The sequence below is a fragment of the Paenibacillus sp. NPDC058898 genome, from assembly GCF_049316025.1.
In the GTDB taxonomy this organism is placed as follows: domain Bacteria; phylum Bacillota; class Bacilli; order Paenibacillales; family Paenibacillaceae; genus Paenibacillus_AQ.
Genome location: NZ_JBMOSM010000004.1, coordinates 92429 through 109605, shown reverse-complemented (window position 1 = coordinate 109605; position 17177 = coordinate 92429). Strand labels below are relative to the sequence as shown.

The window sequence follows — 17177 nt, the reverse complement described above, 5'->3', positions numbered from 1 at the left end:
GTGATCATCCTTTCACCGCCCCCGCCGTCATCCCATCGATAAAATACTTCTGGAAGGCCATGAACAAAATAAAGATCGGAATGATCGAGAAGAAGGAGCCGACAATCAATAAGTCATAATTGTTCCCGTAAGGGGTCAAGAGCGTCTTCAATCCGATCGGAAGGGTATACTTGCCATCATCGCTGAGTACCATAAACGGCCACAGAAAGTTGTTCCAGCTGTTCATGCCGTTCAGGATCGCCATGGCAGCGAAGGATGGCTTCATCACAGGCAAGATCAGCCGTACATAGATACCGTATTCCGTCGCGCCGTCCACCCGCCCTGCCGCAATCATTTCTTTTGGAACCCCTCTTAAATACTGCCTGAAGAAAAAGATCGTAGCCGCGCTTGCGATCCCCGGCAGCACAATCGCCGAGTACGAATTCATAAGGCCAAGGTTGTACGTCAGGGAGTATAATGGAAGAAGAAGAATTTCAAAAGGAACCATCATAATCAGAAGCACGCAGATGAACAGGAAATTTTTGCCGATGAAATCATAGGCTGCAAACCCATAGGCAACCGTTGCGCTGACCAGCAGGGTTAACGTAACCTGCACCACCGTAAGGAGCAAGGAGTTAAAAAACCACATAAAATAAGAATGATCGCCTGTAAACAGGTAGTTGAAATTGTCCAGGCTCATCACCGACAGGTCAAATTTCAAATTCAGCCCATACCGGATCAAATCCTCGCCCGGTTTAAAGGAAGCGATGGTGACGGCATAAAAAGGGACCAGGATCAGAAAGCACAGTATGGAGAACAAAATAAAGAGGATTATTTTGATCAGCGTTTCTCTTCTCATTCTCAATCCTCCTTCTTGAACATGCCGGAGAGCGTCAGCTGCGTCAGATTAATGATCATGGTGATCGCCAGCAGCACGATCCCTACAGCGGCCGCATAACCCAGATTGTTCTTCTCAATGCCTTGACGGTACAGATAACCGACAATCGTGAGGCCGATGTTTTTCGGAGAGTTGTTGCCGTTCCAGAGCATCATGCTCTCAATAAACATGGCAAGCCCCGCATAAATGCTGATCGTTAACACATATATCGTGGTTGGCTTTAACAATGGCATCGTGATTTTGGTGAATTTCTGAAAGGCCGAGGCCCCGTCGATGGATGCCGCCTCATAATATTCACCCGGGATATTTTTGAGCCCGGATAAAAAATAGAGCATATTAACGCCCGTCCACCGCCATGTGGCAAGTGCCACCAGAGCAATAAAACCGGTAACTTGTCCCTTCAGAAACTTCACCGGGTCGATCCCGAACCACCCCAGTATACTGTTAATAAGCGACCCTTCCATCTCGCCGAACATCAGCCGAAAAATGGTGCCTGCGACAACAACCGACGTCAGTGCCGGGAAGAAAAAGGACGATTTAAAAAATTCTCTTCCCCACATGAACTTATTGTTAATCAATACCGCGAACAGCATCGGAAACGGAATCAGGATAAGGAGCGTCAGGATCATGTAAATCGCGCTGTTCGTGACCGCCTTCAGAAAGACGCCGTCCCCCATCAGCTTTCCGTAATTAGCCATACCGATCCAATCTGCTTCCTGCCCCAGCTGCGTCTTCTGAAAGCTCATGCCAAATGAGCTGCCCAGCGGCAGCACCCAGAATATAAGGAACACCAGAATAAACGGCAGAACAAACACATAAGGAGCAACCTTTTGCGAGTACAGAAATTTTTTAATCATGATTCTACTCCTTTAATGAGAGCCGCCCATTAACGATTCCATGAGCAGCTCTATGTTTTGGTACCCTATAAGCGAGTGTCATTTCAATTCCTGTTCGATTTGTTTCTGGGCGTCGTTCAAAGCTTCAGTAATGTCTTTGCCATCCTCGAAAATCTCATTGAAGGTTGTTGTACACAGGACGTTGTTGATGGTAGGCGATGCGGAGGTCGATTTGATTAACCGGATTTCATCTCGGATCTCATTTAAGACATCAAACGGGTTATTAACAAAATATTTGACGAACTGATTCTCGGCATTGTGCGTAACATCTTTCATATCCCAAACGTCCATATTGACCGGATCGAATCCAAGCGTGTTCCAAATCTCTTTATTGGCATCCAGGGACAGCTTGGCAAATGCCAGAAAGTCTTTCGCCAGTTGTACGTCTTTTGCGGTCTTCGTAACAACCGTGCCGGTGCCGCCGCCGCCAACCGATCTTGGCATTCCTTCTTCAATGACCGGTATCGGCGCGATGGCTATTTTCCCGGACAAGTCTGACATGTAGTTGGTGTATCTGGACATTTGCCACAGCGGCATGAAAGCCGTAGCGTAATTTCCTGCATTAAACTCTCCATATGCTTCTTCGGTATCCGGCTGGCCGCCGGCAATGGTTGCTATGACATTGTTATCCTGCAGATCCTTGAGGAGCGTCATGGCTTTCACCATCGCTTCCGAGTTCACGATCGGATTGCCGGAATCGTCTGTTAGATCCGCGCCTTGCTGTGCCAATAGCATGGAAGCTTGCCAGGCTGCGCTTGTATCGGCTGTTCCCATGTACTTGCCTGTTTTTTCATACACCTGGATACCTGCCTGCTTAAAATCCTCCCAAGTTACGATATCCTGATAGTTAACCCCAGCCTCCTCCAAAATCTCGGTATTATAGAAGGCAACGGACGCGCCAACATGGGTCGGGATGCCGTAATTCGTATCTTCCTTGCTGTATAGGTCAATTCGGGATTTAACGATGGTGTCCCGGTATGGATCAATGATATCATTGAGCGGTTCCAACTGCGGCGTGCCGGACAGAAAATCCGGAAACTTCCCAAGCTCGATATCCGCAATGTCGGGTGCCCCAGTCCCCGATTGAACCGCAATGGATAATTTGTTATGCATGTCGTCATACGGCATGACCGTCACGTTCAGTTTAATCTGGCGTGCGGGATTCTCGGCATTCCACTTGCCCAGCATTTTCTCAAAATGCTGTCCGTGCAGCTCAACAAACGTCCAATAAGACAGCTCTGTGGCGCTTTCCCCTGCCCCTCCATCCAGAACCGAGGTTTCGCCGCCGGCATTGTTCGATTTACCGCATCCCCACAAGAACAATGTCATACATAATACCGTGAATACAATCAACCATTTTTTCATCATCTTACTGGACCTCCCTTAATTTTCGTTCATACAAACCTACACTTCAAAAATCGGTACTTCTGCTACCATTCAGAAATAAAGCGCTTTCATAATGTGTGTAATTTGTTATGACTGTTTGGGAGATGGGGCAGCCCCTGGTGAGAACTGCCCGCTGCTTTTCCTTAAGCTTTTTTCAAGCGAATAACGTTCCATGATGCCTTGGCAAGCCTTGCGGTAACCATACCGTTATCGAGTTTAGCTCCACCCTGATGATGTGGTTTGACTCTTTCCTCAGATGCGGTATTCACCGCTTTCAGATCCTCATGCTCCATCACGATATGCTCCAGCAGCCGGTAGCCTTCAAAGCTGCGCACATCACATTCCAGCTCCAATGCTTCCTCCAGATGACGGTTCACGGCAAAAATCGTAATTTCTTCATCCTCTTCATTATGAACGACCGCACTATCAAGATACGGAACATCGGTAAAATCCTTGGAATCATACTTCGGTGATTCGACGATAGGTAGCAGCGATACGCCCCGGCCAAATTTCGAAGCGTGAAGATACGGATAAAAGATGGTCTGCTTCCAAGAACGGCCGCCGTTCTCGGTCATAATCGGCGCGATTACGTTGACGAGCTGTGCCAGACAAGCCATCTTCACCCGGTCTGCGTGGCGCAGGAAGGTGATCAGCATGCTGCCGACAAGAATCGCATCCTCGAAATTATATACATCCTCCAGTTGCGGCGGAGCGATGCTCCATGGATCAATCTGCCTGTCAGCGTCATTGGAATGGTACCAGACATTCCACTCGTCGAAGCTGAGATACATCGTCTTTTTGCTGCGTTTCTTGGCCTTGATGTAATCGCAGGTGGATTTGACCGTATGAATAAAGTGATCCATATCCAGGGAAAGTGCCAGATAGTTGGCGGTATCGTTATCACGGTTACCGTAATATTGATGAAGCGATATGTAATCAACCGCCTCGTACGTATGATCCAGCGTTACGGCTTCCCATTCAGGGAATGTCGGCATCCCGGCGCTCGAGCTTCCGCATGAAACCAGTTCAATGGTCGGATCGACGAGCCGCATGGCTTTTGCCGTTTCCAGTGCAAGTCGGCCGTATTCTGTCGAGGTCTTGTGTCCGATCTGCCAAGGCCCATCCATCTCGTTGCCAAGACACCAGGTTTTGATCTTGTGCGGCTGTTCATAACCATGACTGCGTCTTAGATCGCTCCAGTATGTGCCTCCGGGATGGTTGGTGTATTCCAGCAGATTTCTGGCAGCGTCGATCCCCCGAGTACCCAGGTTCACGGCCATCATAACGTCCGAGCCCACTTCCTTGGCCCAGGAAATAAACTCATTCGTGCCGAAAACGTTCGGCTCCAGCGTTCTCCACGCCAGCTCCAGCCGTTTCGGCCGTTCGGCTACAGGACCTACGCCATCTTCCCAGTCATAACCTGACACAAAATTTCCGCCGGGATATCTTATAATCGGGACATCCAGTTCCTTGATCAAATCCTTCACGTCGTTACGAAAACCACCTGCATCCGCAGTTTCATGGCCGGGTTCGTAAATGCCGCCATATACAGCGCGGCCAAGATGTTCAATGAACGAACCATATATGCGGTTATCAACTTGCGCGATCCGAAACGACTTATCCACGATCATTCGTGCTTTCAATTTCTCAGCTGCCAAGTCCTTCACCTTCCGTTGATGTAATTATGAATCATTTCAAATAATACTAAATGAATTCGTTTTCAAATATAAAATATCATATGAGAGGTTCGCTGTAAATACACAAACATAAAATGATTTATATATATTAGAAACGAATTAATTAATTATCTGAAAATCAGCTAAATAGCGGTGTAAAACACTGATTTTTCTTGTATTCCGAATCATTATTTTTATAATAATTTGAAATAAAATGGTTTTGAGTATTGGAATTCTTGGTTTTCAAATGAAATTTTTGAAGAATTAGATCACATCTTTATTTAACGCCCATATTGATTTATAATTGTTTAAAATAAACCTTTTTACCCCTCTGTACCTATTACCATCGTTATATAAATCCTTTAATCGGAAGAAGGTTTGAGATAAGATGATCTACATTAAAGACTTAATGAGCGGGCTTGATATCTTTAAAGCGCTCAGCTCGGAAATTCGCATTCAAATTCTGGAGCTGCTGGCCAAGAACCAAAGTCTAAACTTAAACGATCTCGCGAACAGGCTGAACCTCAGCAATGGCGCTATTACCATGCATATCAAGAAATTGGAAGATAGCGGCCTGATCGAAATTAATACCACGGGCGGTAAACACGGCATTCAGAAGATCTGCTACCTGAATAAAGACACCCTGATGGTTGACCTTCGCAGCAAGGATATGGATAACTTGTACGAGGTGGAGATTCAGGTTGGCCATTACAGTGATTACCAGGCTACCCCGACCTGCGGGCTTGCGACCAAGGACAGCATCATCGGAGATTTTGACGATCCGCGCTATTTCGCCGATCCGGAGCGGATCAACTCGGAGATCATCTGGCTTACCGAAGGATTCCTGGAATACCGGATCCCGAATTATTTGAAGTCCAATCAATCGTTCCGCGAGATTCAATTCTCGTTAGAGCTTGGCTCCGAGGCGCCGGGATATTGCGACAATTATCCATCGGACATTTGCTTTTACGTAAACGGGATCGAGATTGGCAGCTGGACAAGTCCGGGGGATTTCGGGGACAAACGCGGTACTTTCAACCCCGAATGGTGGCCGCCTCATTTGAACCAATACGGCATGCTGAAGCTAATCCGAATTAATAAGGAAGGCAGCTTTATCGATGGATGCCGCATCTCGGATGTTGGTCTGGACCAGATTCAACTTGATTACAAAAGCGAGCTCACCTTCAGGATCGCCGTTAACGAACAATCTGTTAATAAACGCGGCTTAACCATTTACGGCAAGCATTTCGGCAACTATAGCCAGGACCTGTTGGCTCGCGTACTGTATGATGTGAAGGAAGGCTAGAGAGTCGAATGAAGGGTGAATTAGAATCACTATAGTAGGTTAACATCTGCATTGGTTTGATACGTTTATCCACTAAAGTATGGAAAACAGCAGGAGCAGGGACACCCTGTTCCTGCTGTTTGTGCGGACATGCTGAATATTTAACGGACCGCTCGTCACGGCTTCATGATATAGTGATTGTCGATGACTTCCAGCACCTGAACTTAGACGTAGTTGCTGCCCGCGAATTGACCGAAATTGTTGGAAGCGGAAAACAACAAGTCATAAGAAGCATTAAAAAACGCTCTTGTCGCGCATTTGCGCGACAAGAGCGTTTTGTTTCTACAATCACAGAAAATAATTCGTTATCGATTGATCGCTTGCCAATATTCCTTCGCTGTCCAGCTTTTTCTTCAAATACTGCTTATCCGATGAAATGAAAACGCTCATAATGAGATCGACGACAAACAGAAACGTGATATGGTTGGACATAAAAGCGCTGTTATTGACCGAGATTTTATCTGGCGCAATAATATCGACCACCGCATTTTCTGTAATCGCTGATGAGTCATAACAGGTGACTGCCACGGTCTTGGCCTGATTGACCTGCGCGATGTTGACGGCATCGATAATCTCCCGGGTCGAACCTGAACGCGAGAAGGCAATTACGACATCCTCAGGACCGCATTGGGAGGCCGCGATTTTCATCTCCCTGCTGTCATTGATTGCATCAGCATGAACGCCGATAATCGCGAGCCGGTTCTTCAATGCCATGGCCGCGAGGAACGAATCGAACAAGCCGATGAGGAGGATTCGGCGCGCGCCCTTCAGCAGCTTGACCACTTGATGAAGCTGATCTTCCGTAATGAGCGCCGAAGTGTTAACGATCAGTTCGTTATAGTCGAGAGCCAGCGCATCAATGACGTTAATCTCGCGTCTCTCTTTCTTCTTGGCCTGCATATCCCGGTAAAACGCATCCTGGGCGAACGCGATTTTAAAATCGTTGAATCCTTTGAAGCCGACCTTTTTGCAAAAACGGTTGATGCTTGTCTCGGACACACCGATTTCATTCGCGATAGCCGTAATGGTGTTACGGGTGATGAATTCCGGATTGTGTATAACAAAATTGGCGATCTGATTTTCACCGTATGTTAGTTTTTGAGTTTGCGATACAATTTTTGCGATAACCGCCGGAACCTGTGAAGACATGGTACCTCCTCCTGACTGCCAATGGGAAAAATGCGAATCCGGTAACTTCGCCAGTACACCCCATTATATCATATCAAGGGAAGTAATGATAAAATCAGGCCAACATCATCTTCCAATATTCCACCCGCCGGCTAAGCTCACCTGCATCCATCGCCCTCGTCTCTACAAGAAACGCGTAATCGAGCACATTCGGCAAGCAGGGCAGGCCCAGTATCGTTTTGCAGAATGCATGCGCCGCGATTTCACTGCATTTCACAATGCTTGACCTCTTCGTATACCAGCTTCCCAGCTTGAACATATCAATCGGCTCCAGCGTCTCATTCGTGAACTGCCCCGCCCGGTATTCCGTATAATGAAAAAACTCATGTGCTAAATGAAGGTCGATCAGCCGCTCCAGCTCCTGTTCCCGCTCCTCGCATCCATTCCCCATCACCGTCCGGTACGCCTGCCGCATATCGTGGAGCGACGAGGCATAGATGATAATCGCCGGCGGGCTCTTCGCGAAATCAATCTGCGCGCGGAAGCTGACGTTGTGGAAAGTGCCGGACCGATTCGTCACTTGATACTGTAAGCCTTCCATCTGACACAGTTCCCGGATGGACTTGCCCTTGTTCTTGTAGGCAGCCGCCGTCTCTCTGCCCCGTTTCAGCGACATGCTTACATAGTACGCCATTCGATCCTTCGGTATTTTGCGGAAAAGAGGGTCCTGCTCCAGCTCCGCGCACGCCAGCAACTCATCAGCCCCTTCCTCTTCCATCAATCGGCGAATAACCTCGTCCGGCTCCGGCATACCTTTCCCTCCTTATTGATAAACAACGACGATCAATTCTTCTTCCTGTGTCAGCATCTCCGTCTCGATCTCGAGAATCGACATCAACTGCTCCTTCGTCTGCATTCCGGTCAAATCGAGCATCTTCTCCCGATAAAAGACAAATACCTTCGGGATCGTCGCGTTTGCATCGGAGTAGATCGTATTGTCATCCAAAAAATCTTGTAATCGGTCCCCGAACTGAGCCTTGGTCAGCTTCGTGAAGTGGACGTTCCCCTTCTTGAACCGAACGACGCCTTCCCGATCGAGCACGCTCACATAGGTCGTTTTCTTCTTGATCAGTCCGAAAAATGATTTCTTCGTCTCCTCGCAGGCGAATAGGCTCCATCGGCCGCACTGGGACGCCAGCATCATGCTGGCCGCCGGTTGATCGACTGAGCTAGCGGCTATGGCGGCCATCTCCTCGACAGACAGCGCTTGCTGACCCAGATCTTTGGAGCGAAGCTCTGTCGAGCCGGTAGCGACTGCCCGCAAAATATTTTTCTGGCTATCAATCTCGATCGTTACCTCGACCGTATCCTCACTGGCGCCGGATTTGACGATGCGCTCGACGATCTCGGACCGAATGCGCTTGATATCCTCTTCCGTCGGATTCACGACGGTTCTCTCCAACTGCTCCTTCACCATCGCAAGGGCGACGCCTATGGTCGATACATAAGGCGCGTTATTCGCGATCTGGAAGCGGAACTGCTCCCGTTCCGCCATCGCCGGAACGAGCACGGCCCCGCTGCCTCCGCCGCCGACCAACGTCACAAACGAGCGATCCAGCTCATAGTCTTCGATCATCTCATTGACGGTCTTCATCGTCTTATCAATCGCGATATTCATAACCTGTCTGGCGGCCTCCTCGATGCTCAGGCCTACATGGTCGGCAAGGGCTTCCCATGCCCGCACGGCCGCTTCCTTGTTCCCTCGCGCGTAATCGCCCTCCGGAATATAGCCGAGAATGTTGGCCGCGCCGGCCAGTGTGTAGGAGAATTCCTTGCCGGTCTCACTCTCCAAAATAATATATTCGGCCGGATCCCCTTCCCGCGGGCTGACGAACTTGACCTTCGGATTGACGATCTGCTCCGCCCCGGCGAACGCCTCGTATTCCTGGCCCGCAATATGGGCGCTTCGCGGACCGACATCGATGATGTTCCCGTTCGCCACCTTAATCATGCTTCCGCCGGCAATGCCAAGCGTCCGGACATCCAAGGACTGCAAATAAGTCCGGTGGCCGCCGACTTGGGCATTCTTGATCATGACCTTCCCGTTTTTGATGACGGAAATATCGACGCTTGTGCCGCCGACCTCGAAAAAGATGCCGTCCGACACCTTTTCATACATCAGCACACCGGCAACACCGGCGGCAAGTCCCGACAGCATCGTCAATATCGGACGTTTGCGCACCTCGTCGATACTCATAACACCGCCGTCGCAGCGCATAATCATGAGCTGGGATTGAATATTCGCATGTTTGACGGATTTCTCCGTCATGTTCGCCGTTTCCATCATTTTCGGAATGAGAGATGCATTCACGACCGCCGTTCTTGTCCGTGTCTTGAGTCCATACAACTGGGAAATTTCATGCCCGCCGGTAGCATACATACCTTTGCGGCTCGCTATCTCAACGACACGAAGCTCATTGGCCGGATCATCAACGCTGTACGCCTCGGAAGCGACGATCACTTCCGCCCCCTGCCGCGCTAGTTCGTCAATCGCCGCTTCGATATCCTCATCCCGCAAATTTTTGGAATCAAGGTACGTGTGGTACGTCTTCAAATATTTGCCCGGCGCCAGCTCAATGTCCCCGGGATTCGACTCCGAGCGCGCGCTCATGCCGTCAAGGCCGGAACCCATGCCGATAATGCCGACACGGGCCACATCCCCCTCCAGCAAGGCGTTCGTCGCTTGCGTCGTCCCGTGGGCGATAAAGGTCACATCGTCCGGAGCAATGCCCTCGCTCTCCAAAATCCGCTTCAATATTTGTACAATCCCTTTCGCCACGCCATCTTCGTCATGATGTGTCGTCGGAATTTTCATCTTCCCAATAACCTCGTATGTCTCATTGTCAATGACGGCCGCATCCGTGAAGGTGCCTCCGACATCAATCCCGACCCTTACTTTTCTTCTCTCCATCGTTCTCCTCCTGCAACAACGGGCAGACACTCGCAAGTCTCCGCCCGGATTCTATCTGCTTCTAAAAGACCATGAATGAACCCAACACCATCGAAATCAGCACCGCAACCATCATCCAAGGAAGTGTCTTTTTCAAAATATCGTTAATGTCGCTCTTCGTAAAATCCGCGACCCACACATTATGCGAGTTGGTCGGGTCGGATACGGCCTGCACGTTGCTGACGACGCGCAGCGCCAGCATCGCCGCGACCGGGGTCATACCCGCCGTGACGAACAGAGCAGCAATGCCGCTGCCAAGGCCCCATACGTTCAGCGGACCACGATAGATGGCGAGCGGAGATAGCAACGTGAAGAACAGAATGTACATCAACGGGTTGGTCGGCAGTACAGCTTCAATCAACGGGCTGATCAGTGCCGACACCTGTGGCGCCATAACGGAATTCAACAAAATTCCGATGCCGATCATGAGCGCCATCGCACCGGCAACGTCCTGAATCCCTTCCACCAGCGCACTGGATAGGACATGAATCGGCCGCTTCGGCCAGGTCAGCAGTATCGTAACCAATGCGCCGATGACCACCGCCGGGACAATGTCGAGCTTGAATGCAAAGACGAGAATGACCGGCACTAGCGGGCTAATGAGGGCAAAGGCAGGTACCTTTTTGCCTTCTCCGCCGGAAGCCGTCGGCATCGCCCACGCTTTGCGGCCTTTGCCGTCCCGCTTAATGTAGAATATAATCATCCCGAGCGACACAAGAATGAGCGGCAGCGCGGCGACCAGCGTATAATCCGCAATCGTCTGAACCGAGAGGCCCAGCACATCAACATAAACGGCCCAGTTGGAGACGTTGAACAGCGCGCCGACGCCGACGGCGGAAATAACGACAATCGATGCGACAAACTGGGAGATGCCTGCCGTCAGCATAATCGGAATGACGATCGTACCGACCAGGATGACCATGCCCAGTCCGCCGGCTGCCGAGAAAATAATGGATGCGGTTGCGAAAAACAGGACCGCAATCAGCATCGGCTTGTCACCTGCAAGCTCGGCCGCTTTTCGAATAATCGACTTGGTAATGCCGACTTTATTCAAAATTTGTCCGAACCAGGCCCCGAACACTAATCCCGCGATGGCGCCCGATAACCTCATCGAGCCGGATGACAGAATCGTCTTGGCAATCGTGGTCGTCTCGGGATCGTTCGACATCCACGGCACGCCAGCAATGACGGCAAACAGAATCGCCATCAAGGGCAGTGCCAGAATGGTCGGAAGCTTCCGGGTCATCATTAACCCGACAAACACAAGAAAAACTAGTAAAATGCCGATGGCTTGAACCCACATGAAAGATGTCACGTTGTATTCTCCTCTCGAATCAAGTTCTCAATAGGCTTATCTTCATCTATATTTCTAAATAAGCGCCCTGTGCTTTCAGCACGGACTGCACTTCCTTGATGTCCACATCCCGGACGCGAATGCCTTTCTTCGCGGCCAACGCGGATGCTACCCCGCCGGCATGGCCGATCGCCCCCGTCGTCGGTGTCGTCCGCATCGCCGCCTGCGCTTCGAAGGTGGCCGAAATGCATCGGCCGATGACGATCAGGTTCTGCACAGAATCCGTGACCATACAGGAGTAAGGAATGCTGTACATACCGCCCCATTCCAGCTTCTGATGCTTCGTACCTTCGCCGTCCGGACTATGGATATCGATCGGGTAGCCAGAATGAGCGATCGTATCTTCGAACAGCCGCTGTTCCAGCAAATCATCGGCCGTCAGCGTGTACACGCCCTTAATCTGGCGGGATCCCCGAATGCCAATATTCGGGCCGGTCGATTCCACGACCGCATGCTCAAAGCCCGGAATATACTTACGCATGAACAGCTCTAACTCGCGGCACTGCTTCCGCCCTTCCATCTCCGCCTTGCTCAGACTGAACGCATCCGTCGGATCATGACCGAGGATCCGGGTCGTATTCAGGATGACCTCGCCCGGGTTGTTGGTCTCGAAGAATAGCACATTCTCTCGCGGAATCGAGATCTCGCCCCTCTCCTTCGCCAGTTTAAACAGACTGTCGAACCCGCCTACCGACAAGCGAGGTGCCTTCTCAATGATGGACGTATCGCCCTGATACAGTGGAAAGTCTTCCGGGTGGGCGTGAATATACTGTTTTACCTTCGGAATATCGACGTTGTACATCTTCATCTTCAACGTCATGGGCTGCATGGCCCCGTCGGATTCCCTGCCCTTGGTGAACTCGGCTCCCGCCCCGACGGACAAATCGCCGTCTCCCGTCCCGTCGATGAACACGGAGGCCTCGATGTCGCTCAGACCGGACTTGTTGCATACCGTAATGCCGACGATTCGCCCGTCCTCGGTCTTCACGCCGGCCAGCATCGTATGATACAGAATCTCCCCTCCGCTCTCGGTAACCATCAGCTCCAGCTCATGCTTCATCGCTTCGGCATCGAACGGGGTAACCGAATACGTAAAGCCCACCGTATCGAAAATATGCCCCGGCGACTTGCCCTGCTTCTTCAGCCGTTCAATCAGCTGATCTGTAAAACCTTGAATGGCAAGCTTCTCTCCCGCATGGAATGTCATCATAGGCCCTACCCCATTCGCAGTAAGTGTCCCGCCAAGAAACCCATGGGACTCAACGATCAGCGTCTTCACCCCTAAACTCGATGCCGCAACGGCCGCCATTGCACCCGATATGCCGCCGCCCATGACCACCACATCATACTTCAGCCTGTTTCCCATATCATCCTCGCTCCTTCTGATTTAGTGATGTATGATTTGCTGCTTTATCCATAGCCTATCAAACAAAAAGTTAAATGTAAATGCTTACAAGAAAATTATTTTCTATATATCCGTAAATTATGTTTATTATTTTCCAAGCGTTCTTAATCTATCTGTTACGGCATATACAATAAAAGAAATCACCGAAGCTTGCCCCGGCGATCTGCTCCGCGCGTCCAAAATAATACACTGAATTTCAATACACAAAAAGGGACTTTCAATGATCATTGAAAGTCCCTTTCTTCTTTGACAAAACATAATCTCTACTATAAAGATGCGAATAGCAAAACCAGAATCGATCACTGTGCAATCTTTAGTTCGCATCTTGCAATCCGCTTAAAATAACTCTCCTTATGACCTTACCTCAACCTTTTCCTCGTTCAGCGCCCTCAAAATGGTATGCCGGTCGCGCAGATTGTGCGCCTCCCGCAGGCTCTCCCGGAACAGCTCGTCATCGATGCCAAGCTCCTGCAGGGTGGAAGGACCTCCGGCTCGCCGCAGCAGATCGGCAATTTTCTCCTTCGAAGGGACCTTGCGCAGCCACTCCCGAACCTGCTCTCCATATGTCTCCCAATGCGTAGGCTTGGCATTAGGATACACTCCCTTATCGGCCGCGTCGTGATATAGGCTCGATATTTCGCTGCAGGCCACCCCCACTTTGGCACCATGCAGCAGGGCCCGGTTGCCGCGGCGCAAGTACTCCATCTCCCAGTAATGCGAGAGATGATGTTCCGCCCCGGAGGCAGGGTGGGACTGACCGAACAGCAGCATCGCGATCCCCGACTCGATCAAAGCCGTCATCAGAATGCGGATGCCTTCGTCCGTGCGCTGGCCGATCGCTTCCACATGCTGAATACAAGCTTGAAGCGCCCTCTCCGTAATGGCTGCCACTTGATCATCATAGGGCTCACCGGCCGTGATCGAAGAGAATTTCCAATCCAGCAGCGATGTGTATTTGCCGAGCATATCGCCAAAACCTGCCGCTACCAGCGGCTGCGGTGCCTTCACTAGAATGTCCGGATCGGCGAATATCGCGATCGGAGCCGTGGCCGCAAAGGTTTGCTTGACTCCCCGGACCACGATCGGCGCGCCCGCCGAAGTAAAGCCGTCAACCGAAGGTGCCGTAGGTACTGAAATGAACGGCTTGCCGCTCCGATGACTCACAAAGCGCGTACTGTCATGAATGGTCCCGGACCCCACAGCGACCAGGCATCCTGTCCCTTCAGGCTCCACTTCGATAAACAGCTGCATCAAGGAGCGTTCATCCGCCACAACGTCGCCTTGCCCATCTGGCTGAATCAGACACAGCCGGGGCTTCAGACCATCGGCTTTTAGGCACTGCACCAGCTCTTTACCCGCTGCTTCATACGTATTCGCATCTGCAACAACGATCGGTGAACCAAGGCCCTGCCGTTTAAGATACGGAGGCACGTCATGCATAGCGCCGGGCTCAAGCACCATGGTTTCTAGTCCGCGGAACGCGGGCTGTAGCTCCCTAATCCGGTTCATTAAACCTTTTGCATCGTTCAAGTAATCCGTCACGTTGTTCCTCTCCTTCATCCCATCCTGTCGTGTCTATTCAGGCTTCTAGTCTGCCAGGGCCTATTCAGCCGTTTGCTTAATCCGCTTCAGCCGCTTCATCACGTTGTTTTCGCCCCGGCCGAAATAGTCATGCAGCTTGCTGTACTCCTGATACAGCTGTTCATACACTTCCACATGCTCCGGAATCGGTTTGAAGGTCTCTTCCTTCACCCGTGCCATCTTCTTGGCGGCATCGATAATGGAATCATACCCGCCTTGCGCCTGACCCGCTGCGACTGCGGCAAACATAGCGGCGCCAAGCGCCGGCGTCTGTTTGGAATCAGCCACCATGATTTCGCGATTGGTGACATCCGCATAAATCTGCATCAAGAGACGGTTCTTTTGCGGCAGTCCGCCGCATGCATACAGGACATCCACGGCGACACCGTTCTCATGAAAAGCGTCCACGATTTTGCGCGTGCCGAATGCAGTCGCCTCAAGCAAGGTGCGGTAGATTTCCTGCGGCTTTGTCAACAGTGTCATCCCTAACATCAGCCCGGTCAGATCCGTATCCACCAGCACCGAACGGTTGCCGTTCCACCAATCCAGTGCAAGCAGACCGGTTTGACCCGGCTTGTATGCAGCCGCTTCCCGCTCAAGCCATTGGTGCACGCCAATCCCTTCCTCGGACGCAGCTTCTTTTACATACGCAGGAAGCGCTTCCTCGACGTACCATTCAAAAATATCGCCTACTGCCGATTGCCCGGCTTCATAACCGTATAATCCGGGAATGATGCCGTCCTCGACGACACCGCACATGCCTTCAACCTGCTTCTCTTCGGTACCGAGCAGCATGTGGCAGATCGATGTGCCCATCGCCATCACCAGCTTGCCCGGTGTGACAACACCGACCGCAGGCACCGCGGCATGAGCATCAACGTTACCGACGGCCACAGCAATCCCTGGAGTTAAGCCCATCATCACCGCCATCTTCTCAGTCAGACCGCCTGCGCTGCTCCCAAGGGGGCGGACCTCTCCGCGCAGCTTCGTATCGGCCAGATCCTCCAACCGGGGATCCAGTGCCTTAAAATATTCCTTGCTTGGATATCCGTCTTGCTTATGCCATATCGCCTTGTAGCCAGCCGTACAGCTGTTGCGGACAATCTGGCCTGTCATTTGGGAAACGACCCAATCGGTAGCTTCCAAGAATCTATCCGTACGTTCATAGATCGCCGGTGCCTCGTCAAGAATTTGCCAGACCTTTGCAATCATCCATTCGGAAGAAATCTTACCGCCATAACGGGGCAAAAAGGCTTCTCCGCGCTCGGCGGCAATCGCGTTGATCTTGTCCGCTTCCGGCTGGGCGGCATGATGCTTCCACAGCTTAACCCAGCTGTGCGGCTGGTCGGCCAGCTCCGGTTGGAAGCAGAGCGGCTCCCCAAGCTCGTCAACGGGCAGCATGGTGCAAGCCGTAAAATCAATGCCGATGCCAATCACATCCGCCGGATCAATCCCGGATTGCTGGATGACGGCAGGCACGGATACCTTTAGAACCTCCAGATAATCGCCCGGATGCTGAAGCGCCCAGTCGTGCTCCAGCTTCTTCCCTGAAACCGGTAAAAACTCATCGATGACATGATGCCGGTAAGGCGTAACATGATCCGCTACTTCCTGCCCGTCAGCCAGATTAACCAACACCGCACGCCCGGACTGCGTTCCGTAATCGACACCAATGGTGTATTTATTCCCCATCTCATTTCCTCCTACAGATGAAATCATGAATGATGAATACAAGCATTACTTTTGACCGTAATAGGCATTAACTCCATGCTTCCGTAAAAAATGGCGATCCAGCAGCGTCTGATCCATCGGTTCGGTTTCCGGATTAATCTGCTGCATCCGGGCTGCAATCTTGGCGCACTCCTCCAACACTACCGCATTATGAACCGCGTTATGCGCATCCTTGCCCCACACGAATGGCGCATGCGAATGGACAAGCACGCCAGGCACCATGTTCGGATCCAGGTCTGCGAATCGCTCAACAATGACGTTGCCCGTCTCCAACTCGTAGGCCCCCTCAATTTCTTCGCGGGTCATGGGCCGCGTAACCGGAATTTCCCCGTAAAAATAGTCGGCGTGCGTTGTTCCGTAAGCAGGAAGCGCGCGTCCGGCTTGAGCCCAGCTCGTTCCCCATGGAGAGTGGGTATGCACAATTCCGCCGATCTCTTTAAATTTCTGATAGAGGACCAGATGTGTCGGGGTATCGGAGGATGGTCGCAAATCGCCTTCAACGACATTTCCCTTCAAATCCAGCACGACCATGTCGTCCGCTTTTAAATCCTCGTAAGGCACGCCGCTTGGCTTAATGACAAACAGTCCCTGTTCACGGTCGATACCGCTTACATTTCCCCATGTAAAGGTAACGAGTCCGTGCATCGGAAGCTCCAGATTCGCCTCCAGCACCTGCTGCTTTAAATCCTCCAACATGAACAACCGCTCCTCTCTATATTTCAAAAATGTAGTTGTACGTACAAGTTGACAAACAAGGGTCCGAAACTTCGGACCTTTCACTCCTATAT

At 51.1% G+C, this 17177-nt stretch carries 13 protein-coding genes; 1 reads left to right on the top strand and 12 read right to left on the bottom strand.

The genetic code is table 11. The features are described from left to right. Window positions 1-4: 4 nt before the first annotated feature. From ACOZB4_RS12455 to ACOZB4_RS12440, 4 genes are all read right to left on the bottom strand, one after another. A complete protein-coding gene (locus tag ACOZB4_RS12455; RefSeq protein WP_339271848.1) occupies window positions 5-838 on the bottom strand; it encodes a carbohydrate ABC transporter permease in 834 nt (277 codons plus the stop codon). A gap of 2 nt (window positions 839-840) precedes the next feature. After that, the gene (locus tag ACOZB4_RS12450; protein ID WP_379416077.1) at window positions 841-1734 is read right to left on the bottom strand and encodes a carbohydrate ABC transporter permease; all 894 of its coding nucleotides are present in this window, start codon (window positions 1732-1734) and stop codon (window positions 841-843) included. A 78-nt stretch (window positions 1735-1812) separates the two neighbouring features. Next, the gene (locus tag ACOZB4_RS12445) at window positions 1813-3141 is read right to left on the bottom strand and encodes an ABC transporter substrate-binding protein (protein ID WP_379416074.1); all 1329 of its coding nucleotides are present in this window, start codon (window positions 3139-3141) and stop codon (window positions 1813-1815) included. A gap of 161 nt (window positions 3142-3302) precedes the next feature. Continuing rightward, the gene (locus ACOZB4_RS12440) at window positions 3303-4790 is read right to left on the bottom strand and encodes an alpha-N-arabinofuranosidase (protein WP_379416102.1); all 1488 of its coding nucleotides are present in this window, start codon (window positions 4788-4790) and stop codon (window positions 3303-3305) included. A 433-nt stretch (window positions 4791-5223) separates the two neighbouring features. Here ACOZB4_RS12440 and ACOZB4_RS12435 point away from each other — a divergent pair, with 433 nt between their 5' ends. Further along, window positions 5224-6141: an ArsR/SmtB family transcription factor gene (locus ACOZB4_RS12435; protein WP_379416071.1), complete on the top strand. Its 918-nt coding sequence runs from the start codon at window positions 5224-5226 to the stop codon at window positions 6139-6141. A 327-nt stretch (window positions 6142-6468) separates the two neighbouring features. Here the strand turns inward: ACOZB4_RS12435 and ACOZB4_RS12430 are convergent, their stop codons facing one another. The 8 genes from ACOZB4_RS12430 to araD form a co-directional block, all read right to left on the bottom strand. Beyond that, the gene (locus ACOZB4_RS12430) at window positions 6469-7329 is read right to left on the bottom strand and encodes a MurR/RpiR family transcriptional regulator (RefSeq protein ID WP_076320497.1); all 861 of its coding nucleotides are present in this window, start codon (window positions 7327-7329) and stop codon (window positions 6469-6471) included. Window positions 7330-7423: 94 nt separating this feature from the next. Next, the gene (locus ACOZB4_RS12425; protein WP_379416068.1) at window positions 7424-8119 is read right to left on the bottom strand and encodes a hypothetical protein; all 696 of its coding nucleotides are present in this window, start codon (window positions 8117-8119) and stop codon (window positions 7424-7426) included. 12 nt (window positions 8120-8131) lie between these two features. After that, window positions 8132-10279: a hydantoinase/oxoprolinase family protein gene (locus tag ACOZB4_RS12420; protein WP_379416066.1), complete on the bottom strand. Its 2148-nt coding sequence runs from the start codon at window positions 10277-10279 to the stop codon at window positions 8132-8134. A 61-nt stretch (window positions 10280-10340) separates the two neighbouring features. Then, on the bottom strand, window positions 10341-11633 hold the full coding sequence (locus ACOZB4_RS12415; protein ID WP_256720371.1) for a citrate transporter: 1293 nt from the start codon (window positions 11631-11633) through the stop codon (window positions 10341-10343). Window positions 11634-11679: 46 nt separating this feature from the next. Further along, entirely contained in the window at window positions 11680-13038 is a 1359-nt protein-coding gene (locus tag ACOZB4_RS12410) for an FAD-dependent oxidoreductase (RefSeq protein WP_076320495.1), read from the bottom strand. A gap of 390 nt (window positions 13039-13428) precedes the next feature. Further along, window positions 13429-14619: a sn-glycerol-1-phosphate dehydrogenase gene (locus ACOZB4_RS12405; protein WP_379416062.1), complete on the bottom strand. Its 1191-nt coding sequence runs from the start codon at window positions 14617-14619 to the stop codon at window positions 13429-13431. A gap of 60 nt (window positions 14620-14679) precedes the next feature. Further along, the gene (locus ACOZB4_RS12400; RefSeq protein WP_379416059.1) at window positions 14680-16350 is read right to left on the bottom strand and encodes a ribulokinase; all 1671 of its coding nucleotides are present in this window, start codon (window positions 16348-16350) and stop codon (window positions 14680-14682) included. Window positions 16351-16395: 45 nt separating this feature from the next. Beyond that, window positions 16396-17085 (bottom strand): L-ribulose-5-phosphate 4-epimerase, encoded by a 690-nt coding sequence (araD, locus tag ACOZB4_RS12395; RefSeq protein WP_339271837.1) that lies wholly within the window; start codon window positions 17083-17085, stop codon window positions 16396-16398. Between the last annotated feature and the right edge of the window lie 92 nt (window positions 17086-17177).

Excerpts from the sequence above, each read along its gene's own strand:
- ACOZB4_RS12455 (WP_339271848.1), bottom strand. The coding sequence starts at position 838 with ATGAGAAGAGAAACGCTGATCAAAATAATCCTCTTTATTTTGTTCTCC.
- ACOZB4_RS12450 (WP_379416077.1), bottom strand. The coding sequence starts at position 1,734 with ATGATTAAAAAATTTCTGTACTCGCAAAAGGTTGCTCCTTATGTGTTT.
- ACOZB4_RS12445 (WP_379416074.1), bottom strand. The coding sequence starts at position 3,141 with ATGATGAAAAAATGGTTGATTGTATTCACGGTATTATGTATGACATTG.
- ACOZB4_RS12440 (WP_379416102.1), bottom strand. The coding sequence starts at position 4,790 with ATGATCGTGGATAAGTCGTTTCGGATCGCGCAAGTTGATAACCGCATA.
- ACOZB4_RS12435 (WP_379416071.1), top strand. The coding sequence starts at position 5,224 with ATGATCTACATTAAAGACTTAATGAGCGGGCTTGATATCTTTAAAGCG.
- ACOZB4_RS12430 (WP_076320497.1), bottom strand. The coding sequence starts at position 7,329 with ATGTCTTCACAGGTTCCGGCGGTTATCGCAAAAATTGTATCGCAAACT.
- ACOZB4_RS12425 (WP_379416068.1), bottom strand. The coding sequence starts at position 8,119 with ATGCCGGAGCCGGACGAGGTTATTCGCCGATTGATGGAAGAGGAAGGG.
- ACOZB4_RS12420 (WP_379416066.1), bottom strand. The coding sequence starts at position 10,279 with ATGGAGAGAAGAAAAGTAAGGGTCGGGATTGATGTCGGAGGCACCTTC.
- ACOZB4_RS12410 (WP_076320495.1), bottom strand. The coding sequence starts at position 13,038 with ATGGGAAACAGGCTGAAGTATGATGTGGTGGTCATGGGCGGCGGCATA.
- ACOZB4_RS12400 (WP_379416059.1), bottom strand. The coding sequence starts at position 16,350 with ATGGGGAATAAATACACCATTGGTGTCGATTACGGAACGCAGTCCGGG.
- araD (WP_339271837.1), bottom strand. The coding sequence starts at position 17,085 with ATGTTGGAGGATTTAAAGCAGCAGGTGCTGGAGGCGAATCTGGAGCTT.